The 23,931-nt window shown below is 69.1% G+C and carries 21 protein-coding genes; 13 read left to right on the plus strand and 8 right to left on the minus strand.

The features are described 5' to 3' along the window. Nucleotides 1-11: 11 nt before the first annotated feature. Nucleotides 12-884: a polysaccharide deacetylase family protein gene (locus tag ACFV2O_RS06020; protein WP_379250518.1), complete on the minus strand. Its 873-nt coding sequence runs from the start codon at nt 882-884 to the stop codon at nt 12-14. Nucleotides 885-994: 110 nt separating this feature from the next. Then, nucleotides 995-2,143, minus strand: coding sequence for a citrate synthase 2 (locus ACFV2O_RS06025; protein WP_364424977.1), 1,149 nt, complete (start codon nt 2,141-2,143; stop codon nt 995-997). 121 nt (nt 2,144-2,264) lie between these two features. Here ACFV2O_RS06025 and pdxH point away from each other — a divergent pair, with 121 nt between their 5' ends. The 4 genes from pdxH to ACFV2O_RS06045 all read left to right on the plus strand — a co-directional run bounded on the left by pdxH (nt 2,265) and on the right by ACFV2O_RS06045 (nt 6,208). Then, nucleotides 2,265-2,957, plus strand: a complete 693-nt coding sequence (gene pdxH, locus ACFV2O_RS06030) for a pyridoxamine 5'-phosphate oxidase (RefSeq protein WP_364424975.1) — start codon at nt 2,265-2,267, stop codon at nt 2,955-2,957. Between the two features lie 68 nt (nt 2,958-3,025). Continuing rightward, the gene (locus ACFV2O_RS06035) at nt 3,026-4,306 is read left to right on the plus strand and encodes an MFS transporter (RefSeq protein WP_379250520.1); all 1,281 of its coding nucleotides are present in this window, start codon (nt 3,026-3,028) and stop codon (nt 4,304-4,306) included. 191 nt (nt 4,307-4,497) lie between these two features. Then, the gene (locus tag ACFV2O_RS06040; protein ID WP_379250522.1) at nt 4,498-5,811 is read left to right on the plus strand and encodes a citrate synthase; all 1,314 of its coding nucleotides are present in this window, start codon (nt 4,498-4,500) and stop codon (nt 5,809-5,811) included. A gap of 37 nt (nt 5,812-5,848) precedes the next feature. Beyond that, nucleotides 5,849-6,208, plus strand: coding sequence for an FKBP-type peptidyl-prolyl cis-trans isomerase (locus ACFV2O_RS06045; protein ID WP_355074928.1), 360 nt, complete (start codon nt 5,849-5,851; stop codon nt 6,206-6,208). An 82-nt stretch (nt 6,209-6,290) separates the two neighbouring features. Here the strand turns inward: ACFV2O_RS06045 and ACFV2O_RS06050 are convergent, their stop codons facing one another. The 5 genes from ACFV2O_RS06050 to ACFV2O_RS06070 form a co-directional block, all read right to left on the minus strand. Further along, nucleotides 6,291-7,460, minus strand: coding sequence for a hypothetical protein (locus ACFV2O_RS06050; protein ID WP_379250524.1), 1,170 nt, complete (start codon nt 7,458-7,460; stop codon nt 6,291-6,293). A gap of 57 nt (nt 7,461-7,517) precedes the next feature. Continuing rightward, a complete protein-coding gene (locus ACFV2O_RS06055) occupies nt 7,518-8,894 on the minus strand; it encodes a sensor histidine kinase (RefSeq protein ID WP_379250526.1) in 1,377 nt (458 codons plus the stop codon). Further along, complete coding sequence (locus ACFV2O_RS06060; RefSeq protein WP_355074922.1) at nt 8,891-9,604, minus strand: response regulator transcription factor; 714 nt, start codon at nt 9,602-9,604, stop codon at nt 8,891-8,893. Before ACFV2O_RS06060 ends, ACFV2O_RS06055 begins: the two co-directional genes overlap by 4 nt. 122 nt (nt 9,605-9,726) lie before the next feature. Further along, nucleotides 9,727-10,113 (minus strand): hemophore-related protein, encoded by a 387-nt coding sequence (locus tag ACFV2O_RS06065; protein WP_355074921.1) that lies wholly within the window; start codon nt 10,111-10,113, stop codon nt 9,727-9,729. Nucleotides 10,114-10,231: 118 nt separating this feature from the next. Next, nucleotides 10,232-12,292: an AMP-binding protein gene (locus ACFV2O_RS06070; protein ID WP_379250528.1), complete on the minus strand. Its 2,061-nt coding sequence runs from the start codon at nt 12,290-12,292 to the stop codon at nt 10,232-10,234. 320 nt (nt 12,293-12,612) lie between these two features. Between ACFV2O_RS06070 and ACFV2O_RS06075 the strand changes: the two genes are divergently transcribed. The 6 genes from ACFV2O_RS06075 to ACFV2O_RS06100 all read left to right on the plus strand — a co-directional run bounded on the left by ACFV2O_RS06075 (nt 12,613) and on the right by ACFV2O_RS06100 (nt 20,560). Continuing rightward, on the plus strand, nt 12,613-16,575 hold the full coding sequence (locus ACFV2O_RS06075; RefSeq protein ID WP_379250530.1) for an ATP-binding protein: 3,963 nt from the start codon (nt 12,613-12,615) through the stop codon (nt 16,573-16,575). After that, the gene (locus tag ACFV2O_RS06080) at nt 16,572-16,985 is read left to right on the plus strand and encodes a roadblock/LC7 domain-containing protein (RefSeq protein ID WP_011207200.1); all 414 of its coding nucleotides are present in this window, start codon (nt 16,572-16,574) and stop codon (nt 16,983-16,985) included. Before ACFV2O_RS06075 ends, ACFV2O_RS06080 begins: the two co-directional genes overlap by 4 nt. Before the next feature lie 7 nt (nt 16,986-16,992). Next, nucleotides 16,993-17,367: a DUF742 domain-containing protein gene (locus ACFV2O_RS06085; RefSeq protein ID WP_039795171.1), complete on the plus strand. Its 375-nt coding sequence runs from the start codon at nt 16,993-16,995 to the stop codon at nt 17,365-17,367. Beyond that, complete coding sequence (locus ACFV2O_RS06090; RefSeq protein WP_355074914.1) at nt 17,348-17,950, plus strand: ATP/GTP-binding protein; 603 nt, start codon at nt 17,348-17,350, stop codon at nt 17,948-17,950. Before ACFV2O_RS06085 ends, ACFV2O_RS06090 begins: the two co-directional genes overlap by 20 nt. Before the next feature lie 51 nt (nt 17,951-18,001). Then, on the plus strand, nt 18,002-19,588 hold the full coding sequence (locus ACFV2O_RS06095) for a carboxyl transferase domain-containing protein (RefSeq protein WP_379250533.1): 1,587 nt from the start codon (nt 18,002-18,004) through the stop codon (nt 19,586-19,588). Between the two features lie 114 nt (nt 19,589-19,702). Further along, complete coding sequence (locus ACFV2O_RS06100; RefSeq protein ID WP_379250535.1) at nt 19,703-20,560, plus strand: aldo/keto reductase; 858 nt, start codon at nt 19,703-19,705, stop codon at nt 20,558-20,560. A 22-nt stretch (nt 20,561-20,582) separates the two neighbouring features. Here ACFV2O_RS06100 and ACFV2O_RS06105 read toward each other — a convergent pair whose 3' ends face one another. Further along, entirely contained in the window at nt 20,583-21,686 is a 1,104-nt protein-coding gene (locus tag ACFV2O_RS06105) for an NAD(P)-binding domain-containing protein (RefSeq protein WP_379250537.1), read from the minus strand. A gap of 89 nt (nt 21,687-21,775) precedes the next feature. Between ACFV2O_RS06105 and ACFV2O_RS06110 the strand changes: the two genes are divergently transcribed. From ACFV2O_RS06110 to ACFV2O_RS06120, 3 genes are read left to right on the plus strand one after another with little or no spacing between them, the layout of a single operon-like run. After that, the gene (locus ACFV2O_RS06110) at nt 21,776-22,504 is read left to right on the plus strand and encodes an enoyl-CoA hydratase (RefSeq protein ID WP_379250539.1); all 729 of its coding nucleotides are present in this window, start codon (nt 21,776-21,778) and stop codon (nt 22,502-22,504) included. Next, the gene (locus ACFV2O_RS06115; protein ID WP_379250847.1) at nt 22,504-23,646 is read left to right on the plus strand and encodes an MBL fold metallo-hydrolase; all 1,143 of its coding nucleotides are present in this window, start codon (nt 22,504-22,506) and stop codon (nt 23,644-23,646) included. Before ACFV2O_RS06110 ends, ACFV2O_RS06115 begins: the two co-directional genes overlap by 1 nt. 38 nt (nt 23,647-23,684) lie before the next feature. Continuing rightward, the gene (locus ACFV2O_RS06120) at nt 23,685-23,891 is read left to right on the plus strand and encodes an antitoxin (RefSeq protein WP_355074902.1); all 207 of its coding nucleotides are present in this window, start codon (nt 23,685-23,687) and stop codon (nt 23,889-23,891) included. Nucleotides 23,892-23,931 lie beyond the last annotated feature (40 nt).

The raw sequence follows: 23,931 nt of genomic DNA on the forward strand, positions 1-23,931 counted from the left end.
CGGTCGAGCGGCTACAGGTGCACGAAGGTGAAACCCATGGCGCGAATCTTCGGCAGCGCCGCGATCATCCCCGCTCCGGTTCCGGAGCGCGGCCGATGCATATGGGCCAGTGAAATAGCGCCGGGCGCGGCGGCATTCATCGCCGATTGCACTTGGGTGGCCGACGCGGTCGCGCCGAAATCGGCGTTGATACTGAAACCGACCGGGGTTTCGCCCAATTCGTTGACGATGGACACCGCGACGTCGTCGTAATGCGCGGTGCCCGCGCGGAAGAATCGCGGCGGCTTGCCGGTGATCGTGGTGAGCAACTCGTGGTTGGCCCACACTTCGTCGGCCGCCTCCCGCGCCGAAGCGGTTCCCGCGATGCCATAGGCTTCGCGGCCGTTCACCGACAGCGGTTTGTGCGCCACACCGTGGTTGGCCAGTTCGAAGAGCGGATTCGCCGCCAACTGCGCGGTACGCGCGCGGTTGGCATCGATCCAGCGTTTGTTGAGGAACAACGTCGCCGGAATTCGCTCGCTGATCAGGAAGTTCACCAGCGACTCGTCGATGTCGTTGTTGCCGGTCCCGCCGCAGGCGTCGAAAGTGAGCGCCATCTGTTTGCCCGCGGCGGTGAAAGCACTTGTGATTCCCGCCATCTCGACGCCCCACCGCTTCGGCGAGATCCCGGCGTGCCTGGCGGCGACGGCGACCGGTGTGCCCGCGTCCAGGGACGCGGAGACCGGAGCGGCCCGCATCCCGGTGGTGGCGCTGGGCGCGACCGACGCGCGCGCCTGCGTGAGAGCCGTGTTCTGTGTGGTGCCGCACCCGGTGGCGGCGAGTCCTGCGGCCAGAGCGGCGCCGACGCCGAGCATCCGCCGCCTCGATATTCCTTCGTCCAGCATCCCTCTAGTCCTCTAGCTTCCCCTCCCGGATGCTACGCGAGCCGGACGCGACGGCGGGACAACAGCTTCCGCCGTCACGTCCGGCTCGCGGTCGTGACGCTGTGGTCGCGCTACGTGTGCGCGATCGTGGCCCAGCCCTCGACGTCCTCGGGCCTGCGAGGGGAGGGGCCGGTGTAGATGGCCGCCGGGCGGACCAGCTTGCCCAGCTGCTTCTGCTCCAGGATGTGCGCGCACCAGCCCGCGGTGCGGCCGCAGGTGAACATGGCGGGCATCATGTGCGCGGGCACCTCGGCGAAGTCCAGGATCACCGCGGCCCAGAACTCCACGTTGGTCTCGATGGCGCGGTCCGGACGGCGTTCGCGCAGCTCCGCCAGTGCGGCCTGCTCCAGTGCGGCGGCGACTTCGTAGCGCGGCGCGGCCAGGCGCTTCGCGGTGGCGCGCAGCACGCGGGCGCGCGGGTCCTCGGCCCGGTAGACCCGGTGACCGAAGCCCATCAGCTTCTCCTTGCGGTCCAGGATGCCCTTGACCAACGCACGCGCGTCGCCGGTGCGCTCGACCTCTTCGATCATCGGCAGCACGCGCGCGGGCGCGCCGCCGTGCAGCGGGCCGGACATGGCGCCGATCGCGCCGGACAGCGCCGCCGCGACGTCGGCCCCGGTAGAAGCGATCACCCGGGCGGTGAAGGTGGAGGCGTTCATGCCGTGCTCGGCGGCGGAGACCCAATAGGCGTCGATGGCCTCGGTGTGGCGCGGGTCCGGGTCACCCTTCCAGCGGGTCATGAAGCGCTCGGTGACCGTGGTGCACTCGTCGATCTTCTTCTGCGGGACCGCGGGCTGGTAGATGCCGCGCGCCGACTGCGCGACGTACGACAGGGCCATCACCGAGGCGCGGGCCAGGTTCTCGCGAGCGGTCTCGTCGTCGATGTCCAGCAGCGGCTGGTAGCCCCAGATCGGCGCGAGCATGGCCAGCCCGGCCTGCACGTCCACGCGCACGTCACCGGTGTGTACCGGGAGCGGGAACGGCTCGGCGGGCGGTAGGCCGCGCCCGAACGATCCGTCGACAAGTAGCGCCCACACGTCACCGAAGGTCACCCGGCTCCCGACCAGGTTCTCGATGTCGACTCCGCGGTAGCGCAGCGCGCCGCCGTCCTTGTCCGGTTCGGCGATGTCGGTGGTGAAAGCCACCACGCCCTCGAGGCCACTGACGAAATCGCTGGGAACGGTGGCCTGCCCACCGGAAACCGCGGGGCTGGTAGTCATGTCGCGACTCTCCTTGCACTTGGGTCGCATGTTCTCGCCGATGGGAAGTTGTCGGATTTGACGAGCACATGCCGATCATCAAAACCTTAGCTCCCCGCTACCGAGGAGTAACGTCTGCCCCATGCGTGACCTGGACAATTCATCGGATCTCGCGGCCATGCGGGTCGACTACGGCGGCCTCCCGCACGGCGGCAACGACGACGTCGACTTGGACGAGACCTGGCTGGCAGGCGGCTGGGAGCCGCTGCTGCGACATTGGATCGAACAGGCCACTGCGGTCGGCATCGCCGAACCCAACGCGATGGTGCTGGCCACGGTGTCGCTGGCCGACGGCACGCCGCGGCCGGTCGCGCGGACGGTGCTGTGCAAAGGGCTCTCCCCGGAGGGTGTGATCTTCTACACGAACTACGACTCGGCCAAGGGCGCTCAGTTGACCGCCCTCCCGTATGCCGCGGTCACCTTCGTCTGGCCCGCGCTGGGCAGGCAGGTGCACTTGCGCGGCGCGGTCGAGCGGGTTTCCGCCGAGACGACGGTGGCCTACTGGCGTTCCAGGCCGCGGGACTCGCAGCTGGGCGCATGGGCCTCGCGCCAGTCCCAGCCGATCGGCTCCCGGGCCGAACTGGATCGCACGCTGGCCGAGACGACCGCGCGATTCGCCGATACCGACGAGATCCCGGTGCCGCCGCACTGGGGCGGTTTCCTGGTCCGTCCCGACGAGGTCGAGTTCTGGCAGGGACGGCGCGGCCGGTTGCACAACCGCATCCGGGTGCGGATCCAGGACGCGGGGACCACGGTCGAGCGCTTGCAGCCCTGACGTATTCCCAGCGCCGGCGTGAGAATTCTCGCGTCGATCCGGAGGGGAGGACTGATTACGCTGCGGCGGTGAAACTGCTCGCCGACACCACTCCGCTGCGCAATCCGGACTTCCGACGCCTCTGGAGCTCGGGCATCGTCACCATGATCGGCGCGCAGTTGTCCGTGGTCGCGGTTCCGCAGCAGATCTTCCAGATCACCGGCAGTTCCGGTTACGTCGGCTTGGCCGGTCTGTTCGGCTTGGTGCCACTGATCGTGTTCGGCCTGTGGGGCGGCGCGCTCGCCGACGTGCTGGATCGGCGCAGGCTCCTGCTGATCACCAACTCGGGCACCGGCCTCACCGCCCTGGCCTTCTGGTTGCAAGCGGTGGCAGGGGCGGACAACGTGTGGCTCGTGCTCGGCCTGTTCGCCGTGCAGCAGGCGTTCTTCGCGGTGAACCAGCCCACCCGCAGCGCCACCATCCCCCGCCTGTTGCCGGAAGGCCAACTGGCCGCCGCGAATTCGCTGAACATGACGGTGATGCAATTCGGCGCCATCGCGGGTCCGGTGCTGGCCGGGGTGCTCATTCCCGTCGTCGGGCTCGCCACGCTCTACCTGATCGATGCGGTCGCGCTGCTGGCCACGTTGTGGGCGGTCTGGCGGCTGCCCGAGTTGCCGCCGACCGGAACGGTGCGCCGCGCCGGATTCCGCACCGTGCTGGACGGTTTCGGTTACCTCGCCACGCAACGGGTGCTGCTGGCGTCGTTCGCGGTGGACGTGATCGCCATGGTGTTCGGCATGCCGCGCGCGCTGTTCCCGCAGATCGCGCACGAGACCTTCGGCGACCCGGCGACCGGTGGCGTCGCGCTCGGCCTGTTGTTCGCCTCGATGTCGGCGGGCGCGGTGCTCGGCGGCGTGTTCTCCGGGTGGATTCCGCGCATCCGCAGGCAGGGCTTCGCGGTCCTGGTCTGCATCGCGCTGTGGGGGCTGGCGATGGTCGGCTTCGGCCTCGCCGTCGGGCTCACCGGCTACGGTGTCGGTCTCGGCGCCGGGCTGTGGATTGCGTTGGTGTGCTCGGCCTTCGGTGGCGCGGTGGACATGGTCTCGGCCGCGCTGCGGGTCACGATGCTGCAGACGGTGGCCACCGACGAGCTGCGCGGGCGGCTGCAAGGGGTGTTCACCGTGGTGGTCGCGGGCGGCCCGCGCATCGGTGATGTTGCCCACGGTTTCGCGGCAGCGAGCCTGGGTACCGCTGTAGCCGCGGCGGGCGGCGGTGCGCTCGTGGTGGTGGGTGTGCTGATCGCGGCGGTCGCGTTTCCGGCCTTCACGCGTTACCGTGTCGGTCGCGCTCCTGCCGAAATCGCCGTGTGACGTGCAGTGCTAACGCTTGGCGACCGCGTTTCGCGGAAGCCACCGGACCTCACCGCGCCGGGACGTGTTTGTGAGCCGCCGCAGGACTACCCTCCGGTATTGTCCGCGTCGGCCAACGGCTAGCGTTGAGGCAAGCGCATCGTGCGCCACCGCGCCGGTGCCTGTGGTTCTAGCCTGAGAGGGATCCTTCCGTGCCCGCTGAGAACATCATCAACGTCGACGACGACGCCAAGCCGGTCCTTTCCTACCCCGGCGGCGAGTTCCCGATGACGGTCACCAGGGCCGCCGAGGGCAACGACGGGATCGAGCTGGGAAAGCTGCTGGCCAGCACCGGGTATGTGACGTACGACCCGGGCTTCATGAACACCGCCCCGACCAAGTCGGCGATCACCTACATCGACGGTGAGGCGGGCATCCTGCGCTACCGCGGCTACCCGATCGACCAGCTCGCGGCGGCCTCGACCTTCATCGAGGTCAGCTACCTGCTGATCTACGGCGAGCTGCCCACGCAGGCCCAGCTCGAGGACTTCACCGACCGCATCCGCAGGCACACCCTGCTGCACGAGGACCTGAAGCGGTTCTTCGACGGCTTCCCGCGCAACGCGCACCCCATGCCGGTGCTGTCCTCGGCGGTGAACGCCCTGTCGGCCTACTACCAGGACTCGCTGGACCCGCGCGACCCCGAACAGGTCGAGCTGTCCACCATCCGGCTGCTGGCCAAGCTGCCCACCATCGCGGCCTACTCGTACAAGAAGTCGGTCGGCCAGCCCTTCCTCTACCCGGACAACTCGCTGAGCCTGGTGGAGAACTTCCTGCGGATGACCTTCGGCTTCCCGGCCGAGCCCTACGAGGTGGACCCCGAGGTCGCCGCGGCGCTGGACATGCTGCTCATCCTGCACGCCGACCACGAGCAGAACTGCTCCACTTCGACCGTGCGCCTGGTCGGCTCGTCCGACGCCAACCTGTTCACCTCGGTGTCCGGCGGCATCAACGCGCTGTGGGGCCCGCTGCACGGCGGCGCGAACCAGGCCGTGCTGGAGATGCTCGACGGCATCAAGGCCAGCGGCAGCGACGTCAAGGAGTTCATCCGCAGGGTCAAGAACAAGGAAGACGGGGTGAAGCTCATGGGCTTCGGTCACCGCGTCTACCGCAACTACGACCCGCGCGCGTCGATCGCCAAGAAGCACGCCGACGCCATCCTGAGCAAGCTCGGCGGCCACGACGAGCTGTTCGACATCGCCCAGGCCCTGGAAGAGGCCGCGCTCACCGACGACTACTTCATCGAGCGCCGCCTGTACCCGAACGTCGACTTCTACACCGGCGTCATCTACAAGGCGATGGGCTTCCCGACCCGCATGTTCACCGTGCTGTTCGCGATGGGCCGGCTCCCCGGCTGGATCGCGCACTGGCGCGAAATGCACAGCGAGCCGCTGAAGATCGGCCGTCCCCGGCAGATCTACACCGGCTACGGCGCTCGCGATTACCGCGAGATCAACAATCGCTGACGAAATCCATCCACCATCTATCGAAGGGGATAGCCGAATGACCAAACCGGAGATCGAGTTCCAGGCAGGGCCCGCGCCCACCGAGCTGGTGATCAAGGACATCATCGAGGGCGAGGGCAAAGAAGCCGTGCCCGGCGGCACCGTGGAAGTGCACTACGTGGGCGTCGAATTCGAATCCGGCGAAGAGTTCGACTCGTCGTGGAACCGCGGCGAGTCCATCACCTTCCCGCTGCGCGGCCTGATCCAGGGCTGGCAGGACGGCATTCCCGGGATGAAGGTCGGCGGTCGTCGTCAGCTGACCATCCCGCCGGAGCTGGCCTACGGCGGGGCGGGCGGCGGTCACCCCCTGTCCGGCAAGACGCTGGTCTTCGTGATCGACCTGCTGAACGCTAACTAGTCTTGCGGCGCCGCGTGTTGCGGCCCTCTTGTGGCTCGCGTATGGCCCGTCTTCTGTAGAAGAAGACGGGCCATCGTCGTATCTACTTCCTGACGATCTCGACCGGGTCGGTCAGGGCCGCTGCCAGCGCTGCTTGCTGGGTGCTGCTACGTTGCGGCAGCGCGGCCACCGCCTTGTCGGTTTGCGTGCTCAGGTTGTGCACGATGTTCTGTAGCTGGCTCACGCCGCCGGTGAGCTGGCCGATGGCGCCGACCAGTTGAGCGCCGCCCTGTTCGGCGAGCTGCGGCAGGCCCTCGGCGAGTTTCGCGCCTTCGGACAGTTGCGCGCTCGCGCTGGTCAGGCGGTCGACGACGGTGCGGAGCAGGGTGCCGAGATCGGTGTCGGGGTCGACCGCGCCGCCGACGAGCGAGCCGAGGCCGGTCAGCTGGGATCCCGCCTGCGCGGACACGCCGCGCAGCGCTTCCAGCTTCCCGATGACGTCGGCGAGTGCCGGGTCGCTCGCGAACGGCAGTGCGCGCAGCAGCGGCAGGATCTGGTCGAGTCCGCCGCTCACCGTGTTCGCCGTTCGTTCCACCTGCGCGATCGTGATGCCGGTCGAATCGAGGGCCGCGGCGAGCCGGCCCGCTTGCGCGGCAGCGCCGTCGACGGTGGAGTTCAGCAACGCGATGGCCGAAGTGAGTTGCGCCGATCCGGATTTCGCGAACTCCAGGAAGCCGAGCAACTGATCGGCGCCGGAGCTGAACTGGTCGGCTCCCGCGGCGGCCGCCTCGACGCCCGCGTTGAGCAACTGGGCGCTGAACTGCACCTGCGACATCTGCGACCTGGCCTGCGCGACAGCGGTGAGCGCGGCGTCGACGCCTGCCGCGCCGATCCGGTGCGTCACCGCGGTCACCGCGCCGTGCACCAAGTCGGCGTCGGCGTGTTCGTTCGTGTCCACGGCGACCTTGGCCCGCTTCGGTTCGGGCCCGGCCAAAGTGCCCATAGACGCCGTGAGGTCGGCGGGCAGCGTGATCACCGCGGCGTAGTCGTCGGTGTTCGCCGCACCCGGCGCCGCGGCGGTCCATTCGTAGCCGCCCGCGTCCTGCAATGCCTTGACCACGCGCGCCCCTGTCGGCCCGGCATCGGCATTGACCAGCGCGATCCCCGTCGGCCCCCGATCCGTCCCGGTCCAAGCGGTGAGCCCGGCGCCGAGCGCTCCAGCTGCGACGAGGGCGACGACGAGAAGGCCCCAGCGGGCGCGTTTTCCGATCACGCCGCAGACCCTAAACGCGAGTTATGGCGCCCCCCTTGGCGTTTCTCTGAGAGTTGTCTAAGTTGCCGGCCGCTCTGGTAAGTCCAGGACCAAGCGGATGCCGCCGAGGGTACCCGCGTCGAAATAGGCCCGGCCCCCGTGGAGTTGGGCCTGCTGAGCGACCAGAGCGAGGCCGAGCCCGGAGCCACCCTTGCTCGCCTGGCTGCCGCGGAAGAAGCGGTCGAAGACGGCCTCGCGCTCCTGCGGCGGGATGCCGCGCCCGTTGTCATCGATCGAGATCACGATGTGGCCGTCGGGCACACGGTGCGCCGAGACCAGGGCCTCGGTCGCTCCGCCGTGTTTGACCGAGTTGGCCAGCGCGTTGTCCACCGCCAACCGCAGCCCGGCGGGCAGGCCGCGGGTGACCAGCTCGGCGTCGGAATCGATGCGCACGACCAGGCCGGGGAAGTGCCGCATGGCGTCGTGCGCGGCTTGGTCGCACAGGTCGCCGACGTCGGTGGCGACGTGGTCGCGCTCATTGGTCAGGTCGCCGGTGGCCAGCCGCTCCAGCGCCGCGAGCGTGCTCTCCACCCGGCCCTGGCTGCGTTGCAGGTCGCCCAGGATCTCCGACCGCTGCGACTCGTCCAGGTCGAGTGTGCGCAGTACCTCGAGATCGGTGCGCATCGCGGTCAGCGGGGTGCGCAGTTCGTGGGCGGACACGGCGGCGAAGTCGCGGGCGGTCTCCAGTGCGGCGGCGGTCTGCGCCTGCGCCTGGTCCACCCGCTGCAACATGGTGTTCACCGCGTCGGCCAATTGCTCCGCCTCGTGCACGCCCGCGCCCTCCACCGGCGCCTGCGGATTGCTCGGATCGGGAAACGCGCTGCGTGCGCCCACCTGCCGGGTGAGCCGGACGATCGGGCGCACCGCAGCGCCCGCGAGCAACCAGCCGAGCCCGGCGGCGGCGGCGATGGCCAGCAGCGCGCCGCCGAGCACCCATCGTTGCTGCTCGGCGGTGGCCTCGGCCGCGTCCGCGGCGGGTATGCCGATTGCGACCACGCGGCCCGCGGGCTGCTTCTCGGTGGTGGTCAGGATCCGGTAGGGGGTACCGCCCACCGGCACGGTGCGGGAGCCGGTGGGCAACTCGGGCAGTTCCGTGGGCGTGCTCGCGACCACCTCGCCGTTGTCCCGGACGGTCACCGCCATGTTGTTGTTCAAGCCGGTCAGGCTGATGAACCGGACGGCGATCTGCGGCTCGATCAGCACGATTCGCGCCGCGACGTCGAGTTGCTGGTCGGATTGCCGCACGTTGTTGCGCTCGATGGCGCGGATGCTGATCAGGCTGATCAGCGTCACGATGATGATCGCGCCTGCGGCTGCCGCGCCCGCGACGCGGGTGCGCAGCGAAAACGATCGGCGCCGACGGGTTTTCGGCGGTGCGGCGGCGGGCACCGTCATTTCGGCGCTCGCAGCACGAACCCGACGCCGCGGATCGTGTGCAGCAGCCGGGGAGTGCCGTCCACCTCGAGCTTGCGGCGCAGATAGCCGACGAAGACGTCCACCACGTTGGTGTCGGCGGCGAAGTCGTAGCCCCACACCAGTTCCAGCAGACGTTCCCGGCTCAGCACCACTCCGACGTTCCTGGCCAGCGTCGACAGCAGTTCGAATTCCCGTTTGGTGAGTTCGATCTCGCGGCCGTGCAGCAGCGCGCGGTAGCCGGCGACGTCCACCTCGAGCGGGCCGATGGCGACCGCTCCCGGGGTCGCGGGGGCTGGTACGTCCGACCGCCTGCGCAGCAGCGCCCTGATCCGGACCACCAGTTCCTTCAGCACGAATGGTTTGACCAGGTAGTCGTCGGCGCCGGACTCCAGCCCAGCGATGCGGTCGTCCACCGACGCGCGGGCGCTGAGCACACAGATCGGCACCTCGTTGCCCATCGCGCGCAAGGCGGTCACCACGCCCGCGCCGTCGAGCACCGGCATGTTCATGTCCAGCACGATGGCGTCGGGCGCGTTCTCGTTCACACTGCGCAACGCCTGTGCGCCGTCCCTGGCCACCAGGACTTGGAAGCCGGACAAACGCAGCCCGCGCTCGACCGAGGCGAGCACGTCCTCGTCGTCGTCGACGACGAGAACCGTCGGGTTCGAGGTCGAGGTCACGTCGTCCATTCTGCTCCCCGCCTCCGTGAATCTTCGGTCGTGCGAGTCGGCGCGCGGACTCGCGTTCGGAACCAGGGGATGACCCGCCGGAATACGGAAATGCCCGGCGAGTCACCCGTGTTTCCGCGGGATCAGTAGTTGTGGCAGGTCTCCGCCACGACGCGGATGGTGTCGCGCAACTGCGCGGTCCGCGGGTCGTTCTCCGCCTGGCGCGCCGCGTCCGGGTTCTCGTCGATGGCCCGCCGCAATTCGGCCCTGCGCTGCTCGACCGGCTGGTCGAACTTGCGTTGCAACTCGGCCTTCTGGTTCGGGTTCGCGTCGAGCATCGCGGCCAGCTGCGGCGCCTTGTCGTGCAGGGCCGCGTCGACCTGGGCGAACGAGCAGTCCGAGGTCAGCAGGGGCTCGGCGTATTCCATCGGGCCCGCGGCGGCGATAGCGGGGCTCAGTAGCAACGTGACCGTGGCGATTCCACCTGCTGCCGCGGCGGCGACGGCGGGGCGGCCTACGGAACGTTTCATGTCTCTGCCTCCAGATCATCGAGGGGTTTCGGGCGGTCTCGAGGCTATTTCGAACTGCTGGCACCGACATGAACATCCTCTGAGGAAACTCTGAGGACGTTAACGGCGGTGCGGAAACTCAGGACGGCGCAACCGGATCCACGTCCGGCGCCACTACGTCGTCGGTGTTCTCCGTGTTGTGCGCCGGGTCCCGCCATTCGGGACGCGCCGCGCGGATCTGCTGCTCCAGCGCCACCAGCACCGCCGGATCCTCGATGGTGGAAGGCACCTCGAAAGTCTCGCCGGAGGTGATCTGCCGGATGGTCTTGCGCAAGATCTTGCCTGACCTGGTCTTGGGCAGCGCGGTCACGACGATGGCGTCGTGCAGCGCGGCGATCGCGCCGACGTGGGTGCGCACTCGCTCGATCAGTTCGTCGCGCAGCCGGTCGGGATCGATGTCGACGCCGGACTTGAGCACCACGTACGCCAGCGGCCGGTGCCCCTTGAGTTCGTCGGGCAGCCCGATGACGGCGCATTCTGCGACGGCCTCGTGCCCCGCGATGGCCGCCTCGATACTGCCCGCCGAAAGCCGGTGCCCGGCCATGTTGATCACGTCGTCGCTGCGGCCGAGGACGTACAGGTAGCCGTCCTCGTCGAAGTAGCCGGAGTCGCCGGTGAGGTAGTGGCCGGGATACGCGGAGAGATAGGAGCGCTCGTACCGGGCCTCGTCCCGCCAGAGGCCGGTCAGCGTGCCGGGCGGCAGCGGCAGACCGATGACGATGTTGCCTTCGGTGTTCGGCGCCACCGCGTTGCCGGAGGAATCGAGCACGCGTAGTCGATAGCCGGGCACCGGTACCGAGGCCGAGCCCGGTTTGATCGGCAGCTGCTGCAGGCCGAGCGGGTTCGCGCAGACCGGCCAGCCGGTCTCGGTCTGCCACCAGTGATCCACGACGGGGCAGTCCGAGCGGCCCGCGAGCAGGGTTTCGTCGGCCCAGGCGTAGGTGGCCGGGTCCAGGCGTTCGCCCGCGCAGAACAGCGCGCGCAAGGAGGACAGGTCGTGGCGGTGGGCCAGCTCGGCCTCGGGGTCGGCCTTGCGGATGGCGCGTAGCGCGGTCGGGGCGGTGAACAGCACGTCGACCTTGTGCTTGTCCACCACCCGCCAGTACGCGCCCGCGTCCGGGGTGCCGACCGGCTTGCCTTCGTACAGCAGCGTGGTGGCTCCGACCAACAGCGGCGCGTAGACGATGTAGGAGTGTCCGACCACCCAGCCCACGTCGGAGGCGGCCCACATCACCTGGCCCGCGTCGACGTCGTAGATGTTGCGCATCGACCAGGCCAGGGCGACCGCGTGCCCGCCGTTGTCGCGGACCACGCCCTTCGGTTTCCCGGTGGTGCCGGAGGTGTAGAGGATGTAGAGCGGATCGGTCGCGGCGACCGACACCGGGTCGGCCCGCGGCGCGTCGCGGACGGCGTCGTCCCAGTCGAGCCACTGCGCGGCCACGGTCTCCGCCGAACTCGGCAGGTACTCGGTGGCGGGCTGCGGCGCGGGAAAGTGGATCGTGTCGAACTGCGGCCGCTGCTTGACGATCACCGTGCGCGGCGCGGTCGTCTCGGCGAGATCCAGCGCGTGCAGCACGATGGGCGGATATTCGATCTGCTTGCCCGGTTCCAGGCCGCCGGACGCTGTGATGATCAACACCGGCTCGGCGTCATCGATGCGCGCGGCCAGCTCCGGGGCCGCGAAGCCGCCGAACACCACCGAGTGCACCGCGCCGATGCGGGCGCAGGCCAGCATCGCGATCACCGCTTCGGGGATCATCGGCAGGTAGATCACCACGCGGTCGCCCGCGGCGACGCCCAGCCGCGCCATCGCCCCCGCGAACCGCGACACCTCGTCGAGCAGCTCGGCGTAGGTGTAGACAACGGTGGCGTCGGTCATAGCCGAGTCGTATATCAGTGCGGGCTGATCGGCGCGGCTCGGCGAGTCCGGGGTGGTGGGGTGGACGTGGCGGTCGAGCGCGTTGAAGGAGGTGTTGAGCCGGGCGCCGGAGAACCACCTGGCTACCGGGCGGGCGCCGCTGTCGACGATCTGCGTCGGCGGCACGTCCCAGTCGATCGCTTCGGCCGCGCCGGCCCAGAACTCGGCTGGATCCACCAAGCTGGTCTGGTAGGCCGGTCGGTACTCGTGCCGCACGTTCAACCCCGTGACTCCCTAGCCTCGCCTCGATGCCCGCCTCGATAGATCTGGTTGATTGTGGCAGACTTCACGCGACGCCCGGGTGGGTGCCGCTACCTTTGGTTTTGCCTGGAACCGGCAGGTCAATGATCGCGACATCACGCCCCGTCACCCAAGAAGTTATTGATCCGTTAGAATCTGATGTCACTTATTTGGGCCGTCGTAGACGCAATTTCTCGGCCAGCCGCAGCTCTCGGCCAGCTCCACCTGTCGAGCCAAGCACGCGATTGTGGAGGTTCGGTTGATGGCGCGTGGTAGAGGCCAGTTTGGAAAGTGAGTGGGAGATGCGTGACGCCGCTAGCTCCGGCAGTAGCCGCTGGGCGCTGGGCAACTGGGACCTGCGCTGGAAGGTGACGGCGGTCCTCGCCGTGCCTCTCGCGGTCGCGGTCGGCCTCGGCGTATCCAGGATCTCGTCGGAGTTCGCGGACTCGAACCGGCTCGCCGACGTCTCGGACAACGTCGCCGCCATCCCCTCGGTCACCGCGCTCAGCGCGCAGACCGCCACCACCGCGGGCTCGCAGATGATCTCGCTGGGATCCAACCAGTCCGTGGTGACCGACCAGAACCTGGCGGACCTGGACAAGGCGATCGCAAACGCCGAGAAGGCGGTCGGCAAACTCGACGGCGTACCGGGCGCGCGCGCGGCCATCGACAGCATGCTCACCCAGGCCAAGGGGGTGCGCGCCCAGGGCAAGTCGGTCTCCACCGGCCCGCCGTCGGACACCCTCGCGCTGATCGACCGCGTCCGCAGCGACAGCGTCCGGATCGTCGAGACGACGGTCGGCCAGGTCAGCGACACCGCGGTGGACGCGGCCAAACTGCGCCTGGTCGACTCGCTCAACACCCGTGCCACGCTGGTCAGCGAGCTGGCGGCCTTCCCTGAGGTGCTTCGCTCCCAGCAGTCCGGCGTCCAGAACTTCCTCATCGCCTCCAACACCGAGCGCGCGCTGCTCAACGTGCTCGCGCACCGCTTCGCCGACGGCGACACCTCGATCGCCGACCTGCGCGCGGGCATCGACACCAGGATCGCGCTGCTGACCAGCCCGCAATCGCAGGCGGGCCAGCTTCCGGTCGGTGACCTGAAGAAGTCGCTGACCGACAGCCTCGCGGTGTACGAGCACGTCGTCGGCAAGGCGACCAAGGACATCGACTCCGCTATGGACTCGCTGGTGACCACCGCCCAGCGGGACGCGTGGACCTATACCGCGGTCGTCATCGCGACCATCCTCGCCGCGCTGCTGCTCGCGGTCTTCGTGGCCCGCTCGATGATCGTCCCGCTGCACCGGCTGCGGTTGGCCGCGCTGCGCGTGGCCGAGAGCGACCTGCCGCACGAGGTCGCCCAGCTCCGCACCGGCGCCTCGCCGGAAGAGGTGCCGCTGGAGCCGATGCCGGTGCGTAGCACCGAGGAGATCGGTCAGCTCGCCCGCGCGGTCGACGACATCCACGGCCAGGCGCTGCGCCTGGCGAGTGACCAGGCGAAGATGCGTTCGCAGGTCAACGACATGTTCGAGACCTTGGCGCGGCGGTCGAAGTCGCTCGTCGACCATCAGCTCACGCTCATCGAGGCGATGGAGTACGACGAGAAGGACCCGCGCCTGCTGGAGAACTTGTTCCGGCTGGACCATCTCGCCGCCCGTATGCGCCGTAACGGCGACAACCTGCTGATTCTCGCGGGCACCAGGCAGCGCCGCGCCAAGTCCGCCCCGGTCGAGATCGCCGACGTGCTGCGCGCCGCGATCTCCGAGGTGGAGGACTACGAGCGCGTGAAGCTCGGCGCTACGCCGCGCGGTTCGCTGAAGGAACCCGCCGCCTCCGACCTCGCGCATCTGTTCGCCGAGTTGCTCGACAACGCGCTGCGCGCCTCGCCGCCGGAGACCGACGTCAAGTTCACGTTCGCGCAGGCGCACGATCAGGGACTGCTCATCGAGGTTGCCGACCGCGGCATCGGTATGCCGCCCGCCGAGATGGCCGATATCAACCGCCGTCTGGAGCAGACCGCCGAGCCGGGGCCGGACACGGCCCGGCACATGGGTCTGTTCGTGGTCGGCAGGCTCGCCGAGCGGCACGGTCTCACCGTGCGGCTGCGGCCGACCTTCGACACCGCGCGCGATCCGGGCGTGACGGTGACCGTGCACGTGCCCGTCGGACTCATCGTCGCGGGCAAACCGAGCGCGGGGCAGCCCGTCACCCCGCAGCCTTCGCCGCAGGCCGCCGCTCCACAGCGTCCGTCGGCGCCGTCGTCCATGCAGATGCGGGCCGTCCAGCGGACTCCTGGGGGCAATGTCATGGTCACCGTCGATCCCGGGGTGAGCGGCCCGATTCCGGCCGTGAGCGCCAAGCCCACCGCTTCGTCCAGCGGACCGATCCCCACCGGACCGGGTGGACTGCCGCAGCGGCAGCCGGGTTCGGCGATGACGTCGTCCGGTATGCGCTCGGAGAACCAGCAGTCGGCCACGAGTCTGCGGCCCGCGCCGGGGCAGCCCGCGCCGAGTGGTCCGCAGCGTGGCAAGCTCGCCGCGGCCAGCCTGCCCAAGCGCAACCTCAGCCCCGGCGGTCCGCCGCCGCGCCAGCCTGGTGGGCCCGCCGAGTCGTCCGGTACCGGCCTGCCGTCGCGTGAGCCGAACTCGGGCGAGCTACCGGTGCGTCAGCCGGGCGCCAACGGCGTGCCGCAGCCGAGCACCGGTCTGCCGCAGCGCCAGCCGGGCACCAACGGCGTGCCGCCGCGAGACGCTTCGAAGGGCATGCCGCAGCGGGAATCCGGCTTGGGCGGTCTACCCCAGCGTGAGTCCGCCTCCGGCGGTCTGCCGCAGCGGGAATCGGCCGCGGGTGGTTTGTCACAGCGCGACTCCGGTTTGGGTGGCTTGTCGCAGCGCGACTCCGCATCTGGCGGCCTGCCGCAGCGTGAGTCGGCGGCGGGTGGTCTGCCGACGCGTGAGCCGGGTGTGACGCGTCTGCCGTCGCGTGAGCCAGGCGCCACCGGCCTACCGCAGCGGCAGCCGGGTTCGAACGGTGTGCCGCAGCGTGAGTCGGCGGCGGGAGGTCTGCCGACGCGTGAGCCGGGTGTCACGGGTCTGCCGTCGCGTGAACCGTCCATCGGCCTGCCGTCGCGTGAACCGTCCATCGGCCTGCCGTCGCGTGAGCCGGGTGCTACGGGTCTGCCGTCGCGTGAGCCGGGTGCTACGGGTCTGCCGTCGCGTGAACCATCCATCGGTCTGCCGTCGCGTGAGCCAGGTGCTACCGGCCTGCCGCAGCGTGAATCGGGTGCGACGGGTCTGCCGTCGCGTGAGCCGGGCGCTACCGGCCTGCCGCAGCGTGAATCGGGTGCCACCGGCCTGCCGCAGCGTGAATCGGGTGCGACGGGTCTGCCATCGCGGCAGCCCACGCCCAGCCTGCCGCAGCGCGATGCGGCGCCCACCGGTCTGCCGCAGCGTGAACCCGGCAACGGTCTGCCGCAGCGGGATGCCGGTGCTCACCGTCTGCCGCAGCGTGAGTCCGCCAACGGCTTGCCGCAGCGGGAGCCGGGCTCCGGCGCGCTGCCTGCCGTCGGCAACGGTCTGCCGCAACGAGATGCGACGGCGAGCGGTCTGCCGCAGCGGGACGCGGGCGCGGCCACCGGTCTGCCGCAGCGTCCGCCCGCGCCGTCGAGCCTTCCGCAGCGCGAGAGCGGGTTGACCGGTCTGCCGCAGCGGCAGCCGGGCGCTCAGGCGCCGCAGCGCCAGCCCGTGCCGCCGGGTATCGCGCTGCCGCAGCGCGATCGCGGTGGCCAGCACGCCGCGAGCCCAGAGCAGCCTGCCGCCTCGCCGGGGCGCGATCCCGGCAAGCACAGCTTCCGGTCCAACCCGGCCAAGACGGCCTCGTTCTTCCAGACCAGGTTGCAGCCCGCGGACGAGTCGGGAGCGTCGATGGGCGGAACGCCGATCTTCGCCGAGATGATGTCGGCGTGGCTGTCGGATCCCAACACGGATAGGTCCCAGGTGGCTGCCTCCTTCGAATCGCCGGGTGACGAGGGTTGGCAAGCGGCTCGCCGGGCCAGCGAGGCGCAGCCGGAGACGAAAACGGCGGCGGGGTTGCCGCAACGCAATCCGGGCGGAAGGCTTGTCCCCGGCGGCGTCAGCGGTGCGGCGGATCGGGCGCCGCGCCGCGACCCAGAAACGATCAGGTCCAGCTTGAGTCGTCACCAGCAGGGCGTCCGGGATGGCCGCGCAATGAGAGCAATGAACCTAACCGGAGATAAAGGAGACCGATGAACCCCGATCTAGGTGGTACGAATCGTCAGCTGGATTGGCTGGTTTCGAACTTTGCCAACGAGGTTCCTGGCGTAGCCCATGCTGTCCTGGTCTCGGCTGACGGCCTACTCATGGCCGCGAGTGCCCAACTGCCCGTCGACCGCGCCGAACAGCTCTCGGCCGTCACGGCCGGTCTGGCCAGCCTGTCAGTCGGCGTCTCGAACCTGTTCGAGGGCGGTACCGTGCTGCAGTCCGTCGTCGAGATGGAGCACGGTTACCTGCTACTCATGGCTGTCGGCGACGGTTCCTATCTCGCTGTGCTGACCAACACTTCGTGTGACATCGGTCAGGTCGGCTACGAGATGGCTCTGTTGGTCGAGCGGGTTGGCCAGACTGTTCAGGCCACACCACGCGTCACGATGGGTTCCTGATGGTGGGATGGACATAGAAGATCACCGCGTGGGAAGCGTCGAGCCCAGCCTCGTACGGCCGTACTCGCTGACCGCAGGCCGCACCAGGCCCGCGGTCGAGTTGGCGTTGGAGGCTCTCGTCGCATCGCATCCGGTCGCCCTGGAGCGGCAGTTCGAACTGACCAACATCGAGACGTCAATCGTGGAGTTGTGCAGAGAATCGCCGTCCGTTGCCGAGGTAGCAGCCCGATTGGGTATCCCTATCGGGGTGGCCCGTGTGCTCGTGGCCGATTTGATCGAGGCCGGGCACGTGCGCGTTTCGGCGACTTTGAAAGACGATTCCAGCGACGATGAGCGTCGCGAGCTGATCGAAAGGGTTCTCAGTGGACTCCGGCGTATTTGATTCGACGGCGCAGGTCGACACTCGTACCAGTAAGCCAACATCGGCGAAGATCGTGGTCGCGGGTGGCTTCGGTGTCGGGAAGACCACGTTGGTCGGTGCTGTCTCGGAGATCGTTCCGCTGCGCACCGAGGCATTGGTGACCAATGCCAGCGCCGGGATCGACAATCTGACCGGCATCCCGATGAAATCGACCACCACCGTGGCGATGGACTTCGGCCGGATCAGTCTCGCCGACGATCTCGTGTTGTACCTGTTCGGCACGCCCGGCCAGTACCGATTCTGGTTCATGTGGGACGACCTGATCCGGGGCGCCATCGGCGCCGTCGTACTGGTCGACACCCGCAGGCTGGAGGACAGCTTCGCGGCCGTCGACTACTTCGAAGCGCGCGGCCTACCGTTCCTGGTGGCGCTCAACGAATTCGACGACGCGCCGCGTTACCCGATCGAGGACATCCGGCAGGCGCTCGCCGTGCCTGCCGATGTGCCGATCATGTCCATCGACGCCCGTCGCCGGGAGCCGGCCAAGCAGGCCCTGGTCGCGCTCACCGAGTACGCGCTGCGCAAGGTGATGCAGGGCTACTGAGTGCTCGCGCGGCTCGCCGGAGCATTGGGTAGTGCCGGATAGGCTCGCCCGGTGCGTACTTCGGCGCGAGAGTTACTCGAGCAACTGCTCGACAAGGACTCGTTCGTCAGCTGGGACCGGCCGCCGGTGACGGTGGCCGTTTCTCCGCGGTACCGCGATGCCTTGCGGAAGGCGGCCGTCGCGGCGGGCACCGACGAATCGGTGCTCACCGGCGAAGGGCTGCTGCGTGGTCGGCGCGTGGCCGTGATCGCCTGCGAGTTCGGATTTCTGGCCGGCTCGATCGGTGTCGCGGCGGCGGAGCGGATCGTCTCGGCGGTCGAGCGCGCCACCGAACTCGGGCTGCCGTTGGTCGCTTCGCCGACCTCCGGCGGGACCAGGATGCAGGAGGGCACCGTCGCCTTCGTGCAGATGGTGAAGATCGCCGGTGCGGTGGCGGCGCACAAGTCGGCGGGGTACCCCTACGTCGTCTACCTTCGCAACCCGACGATGGGCGGCGTTTTCGCGTCGTGGGGTTCGTTGGGGCACATCACTTTCGCCGAACCCGGGGCGCTCATCGGGTTTCTCGGCCCTCGGGTCTATCAGGCCCTGTACGGCAGACCTTTCCCGGAAGGCGTGCAGACCGCGGAGAACCTGTATCGGCGCGGCGTAATCGACGGCGTTCTGACGATTCCGGTCTTCCGCCGTATCGCCCATCGCGCGTTGAGTGTGTTCAGCGGCATCGAATTGCCGGATTCGGCTGCTGGACGGAGTTCCGAGCGGATCGCGGCATCGGAGCCGCACTGGCCGGTATCTGCTCCGCATTCGAACGACGTTGCGACAGAGTCGATTCAGTCCGATGCCGAATGTGATCGCGCCGCGGACGATCGGGTGTGGCGGTCGGTCCTCATCTCCCGCCGCCCGGAGCGTCCCGGCATTCGGGATCTCCTTCGTCATGTGACGCAACGAGTTCCGCTCAGCGGCACCGGTCAGGGCGAGTCCGATCGCACCGCCGTGCTCGCTCTCGGCCGTTTCCGCGGGCAGCCGTGTGTGGTGTTCGGGCACGATCGGCGAGGACAGCAGGGTGAGAACACCATGGGTCCGGCGGCGCTGCGCGAGGCGCGGCGCAGTATGGCGCTTGCTCAGGAGTTGCGGCTGCCTTTGGTTCTGGTCATCGACACCGTAGGCGCGGCGCTGTCGAAGGAGGCCGAGGAACGCGGCCTGGCGCCCGAGATCGCTCGCTGCATAGCCGATCTGGTGACGTTGGATACCCCGACCGTGTCGGTGCTGCTCGGCCAGGGCACCGGCGGCGGCGCGCTGGCGCTGCTGCCCGCCGACCGGGTGCTCGCCGCCACACATGCGTGGCTGGCCCCGCTGCCGCCGGAGGGAGCGAGCGCCATCGTCTTCCGTGACACCGATCATGCTGCGGAATTGGCTGCGGCGCAACGGATCAGCGCCCCTGACCTGCTGGCCGACGGCGTGGTCGACCGGATCGTGCCGGAATTGCCCGACGCAGCGGACGAGCCGGTGGACTTCGCCCGCCGGATGGTCGCCGCGGTCGCGCACGAACTGGCGGCCTTGCGCGCCCGTCCGGAATCGGAGTTGCCGACGGCTCGGCAGACGCGGTACCGGCGGCTCGGGTTGCCCGGCTCGACGAGCTGACCGCGGTGAACGCGGAAAGTCCGCGGTCCGCAAGCCCCCGGTCCCAGCAAATTACAAGCCAACACACCCGAGTGCGTGATTGACGGTTCGCCGCCACACTTCTACCGTCGGAATGTGACCTTCAAAAGCGAGACCAGCACCGTTCCCTCGATCGTGCTGAACGACGGGAACGTGATCCCGCAGCTCGGCTTCGGCGTGTTCCAAGTGCCCTCCGAGGACGTCTTCTCGGCCGTCACCACTGCGCTCGAGGTCGGCTATCGCAGTATCGATACGGCCGCGATCTACGGAAACGAAGAGGGCACCGGCCGTGCGATCAGGGAATCCGGCCTGCCCAGGGATGAGATCTACGTCACGACCAAGCTGTGGAATGCCGAGCAGGGCTACGACTCCACGCTGCGCGCGTTCGACGCGAGCCTGCAGCGGCTCGGCTTGGACTACCTCGACCTGTACCTCATCCACTGGCCGGTGGCCGAGGCCGACCGCTTCGTGGATACCTTCCGTGCCTTCCAGGCCCTGAAGTCGCATGGCCGGGTGCGGTCGATCGGCGTCTCGAACTTCACGGTCGCGAACATTCAACGGCTCATCGCCGAGACCGGTGAGATCCCGGTGGTGAACCAGGTCGAGCTGCACCCGAGGCTGGCACAACGCGAGCTGCGCGAGTACCACGCGGGCAACGCGATCGCCACCGAGGCGTGGAGCCCGCTCGGGCAGGGCACCTTGCTCGACGAGAGGACCATCGCGGCGGTGGCCGCCGAGGTCGGCCGCACCCCGGCGCAGGTGATCATCCGCTGGCACCTGCAATTGGGCAACATCGTCATTCCCAAGTCGGTCACACCATCGCGGATCGCCGAGAACTTCGACGTATTCGGTTTCGAGCTGACGCCGGAGCAGATGGACGCGATCAACGGCCTGGATGCCGGTGCGCGCATCGGTCCGGACCCGGACCGGTTCACCTACGGCCTGATCGACTGACCGCGGGAATCCCCGGGGCCGGTCAGCGCAGTCCGAGGTATTCGGTGAGTTCGAGGGTCGCCGCGCGCCCCGCTCGATTGGCCCCGATCGTGCTGGCCGACGGTCCGTACCCGATCAGGTGGATGCGTGGATCGGCGGCCACACGGGTGGCCAGCCGTCCCGACATGGTGATGCCGCCGCCGGGACCGCGCAGTCGCAGCGGCGCGAGGTGGTCCAGCGCGCTGCGGAAGCCGGTGGCCCAGAGGATCACATCCGCTCGCTGAAAGGTTCCGTCGGCCCACCGCACCCCGTCGGGCTCTATGCGTTCGAACATCGGCAGGCGGGCGAGCGCGCCGCGGGCCCGCGCCGCCCGTAGCCGGTCATCGAGCGGTAGCCCGGTGACCGAGACCACCGATCCCGGCGGCAGCCCACGCCGCACCCGGTCTTCGACCATCGCGACCGCGGCGCGGCCGGCCGCCTCGGTGAAGGTGTTCTCGCGGAAGCGCGGCGGTGTCCTCGTGACCCAGGTCGTCGTGGTGGCTCGGGAGATCTCGTCGAGCAGCTGGACCGCCGAGATACCGCCGCCCACCACCACGACGTGCTCGCCCGCGAACTCCTCGGCAGTGCGGTAGTCGTGGGTGTGCAGCTGGCGACCGGCGAAGGTCTGCGCCCCGGGGTAGTGCGGAACGAACGGACGCTCCCAGGTGCCGGTGCAGTTGATCAGGCCGCGTACCCGGATCGTGCCCGCCGTGTCGGTCTCCGCGTTGAGCACCGCACCCCGCTCGGCGGGGGCGCCTTCCTCGGTCCGGTCGCAGACCACGGTGACCGATACCTGCCGGTGCACGCGCAGGTCGAATCGCTTCTCGTACAGCTCGTAGTAGTGCGGCACGGCGGTCGCGGCGGACACGGACGACGAACCGGGCGGCAAGGTCTCGGCGAACGACATACCGGGCAGATCGTGCACACGGTTGACCGTGTCCAGGGTGAGGGAGGGCCAGCGGAACTGCCACGCGCCGCCGGGGCCGGGCGACCGATCGACGAGCAGAAAGTGCCGCTCGGGACGCAGTCCGAGGCGCTGGAGGTGGTATCCGGCCGAGAGCCCCGCCTGACCAGCGCCGATCACCAGGATGTCGAAGTCGGTCGGCACAGCCGGTGATCGTATCGCCCGGCGTGGAACGGGTGGTCCGCTGTGGCAGAGTGAAGAGAACAGACGGACCGTTCAGTCGGGGAGGTCGCATGCTCGGGGTCAGCCGCGATGGTGACGTGGTCACCATCGAACTTCAGCGGGAGGAGCGCCGCAACGCGCTCGATCACGAACTCGTGACACTGCTGCGCGAGGCAGTGCTCGCCGCGGTCGCCGACCAGGCCCGGGCCATCGTATTGACCGGGCGGGGCCCGGTGTTCAGCGCGGGCGCCGACTTGTCCGGGGTGTATTCGGGCGATTTCCTGTCCGGATTGCTGGAAATGTTGCACGCCATCGAATCGGCCCCGGTCCCGGTGATTTCGGCGATCAACGGCGCCGCGATCGGCGCCGGTGTGCAGTTGGCGCTCGCTTCCGACCTGCGGGTGATCGCGCCGGAGGCGTACATCGCGGTCCCCGCGGCGAAACTGGGCATCACCGTCGATCGGTGGACCGTGCGCAGGCTCGCCGCTTTGATCGGCGGCGGTCCGGCGCGGACGGTGTTGCTGGGGGCCGAGCAGATATCGGCCGACGACGCCTACGCGTTCGGGTTCGCCAACCGGATCGGCACCGTGGCCGACGCGCAGGCTTGGGCCAAGCACATCGCGGCGCTGGCCCCGCTGTCCCTGCGGCACATGAAGCTGGTGCTCAATGACGACGGAACGCGCGATCCGGAAACCGCGCAGCAGCGCGCGGCACTGGAGGCCGCGTGGACGAGCGAGGACGCCAAGGAGGGTCGTTTGGCCAGGCAGGAAAAGCGCCCCGCGAAGTTTGTGGGGCGATGATGGACATCAGACGGATCGCGGGCGCCGCGGCAGGCGCGCTCGGCCTCACCTGGGTGGTGCGGGCGGTGTGGGACATCCCATCGGCGATGGGCGCTTCGATCTCGGCGATCCAGCCGTACGCGGTGGGTGCGGCCACCTATCGCGATCGACAGTTCCACAACACCGAGCCCAGTAGCCAAGTGGTCGCCGGTTCGGCTCCCTCACTGCTGGTCTCGGCGCTGACCCAGCGCAACGTGGGCCGGCCGCGGGGCAGCATCCCATTGCGGACGCCGCAGCAACCGGACACGGCGGCCGCTCTCGCCGTCACCTGGTACGGCCACGCCACGACGTTGATCGAGGTCGACGGGTACCGGATCCTCACCGATCCGGTGTGGAGCGAGCGCGTTTCGCCGTCGCCGCTGGTCGGCCCGGCGCGCATGCATCCCGTGCCGCAGCCGCTGGCCGACCTGCCGCCGATCGACGCGGTACTCATCTCCCACGACCACTACGACCACCTGGACAAGGAGACCGTCCGGGAGTTGGTGGCCCGCCAGAGCGCACCGTTTCTGGTCCCGATCGGTATCGGCGCGCACTTGCGGCACTGGGGTGTCCCGGAGGATCGCATCGTCGAATTGGACTGGGGCGGTTCGGTGACGCTAGCCGAGCTCGGCCGGGACCGCGACGGCGTGGATCTGGCGATCACCTGCACGGAGGCACGGCATTTCTCCGGGCGCGGCCTGCTGCGCAACACGACGTTGTGGGCCTCGTGGTCGATCGCAGGTCCGACCCGGCGGGCCTACTTCGGCGGCGACACCGGCTTCACCAAGGCGTTCGCCGAGGCGGGTGCGGCGCTCGGCCCGTTCGATCTGACGCTGCTGCCGATCGGCGCCTACGACGAGCGCTGGCCGGACGTGCACATGAATCCCGAGGAGGCGGTCCGGGCACACGCCGACCTGTGCGGCGGGAATCCCGGCCACGGATTGCTGGTGCCCATTCACTGGGCCACCTTCAATCTCGCCTTCCACGGCTGGTCCGAGCCGGTCGCGCGCATGGTGGCGGCGGCGCGGGCGGCGGGCACCGACGTCGCGGTGCCGATGCCGGGACAGCGCGTGGACCCGTCGAGCGCCCCACCCGGGGATACGTGGTGGGAGAATATCGGCTGAACGACTCCGGAGAATCGGCGACAGGAAGGATCACGGCGATGAGTTTCGCGGATACGGTCAAGGGCCTGGTCGACAAGGGGAAGGACGCGGCGGCCAAGAACGCAGGCAAGATAAATCAAGCGGTCGACAAGGCCGGTGACTTCATCGATCAGAAGACGCACGGCAAGTACTCGGACCAGATCGCCAAGGGCAAAGAGGCCGCAAAGAAGGTGGTTCCGCCGGATCAGTCCGGACCGCACGCCTGAGCCCACGGCGGAGGCCGCACCGCGGCCTCCGCCGCTACAC

It is taken from the genome of Nocardia sp. NPDC059691 (genome assembly GCF_042733915.1).
GTDB lineage: Bacteria > Actinomycetota > Actinomycetes > Mycobacteriales > Mycobacteriaceae > Nocardia > Nocardia sichangensis.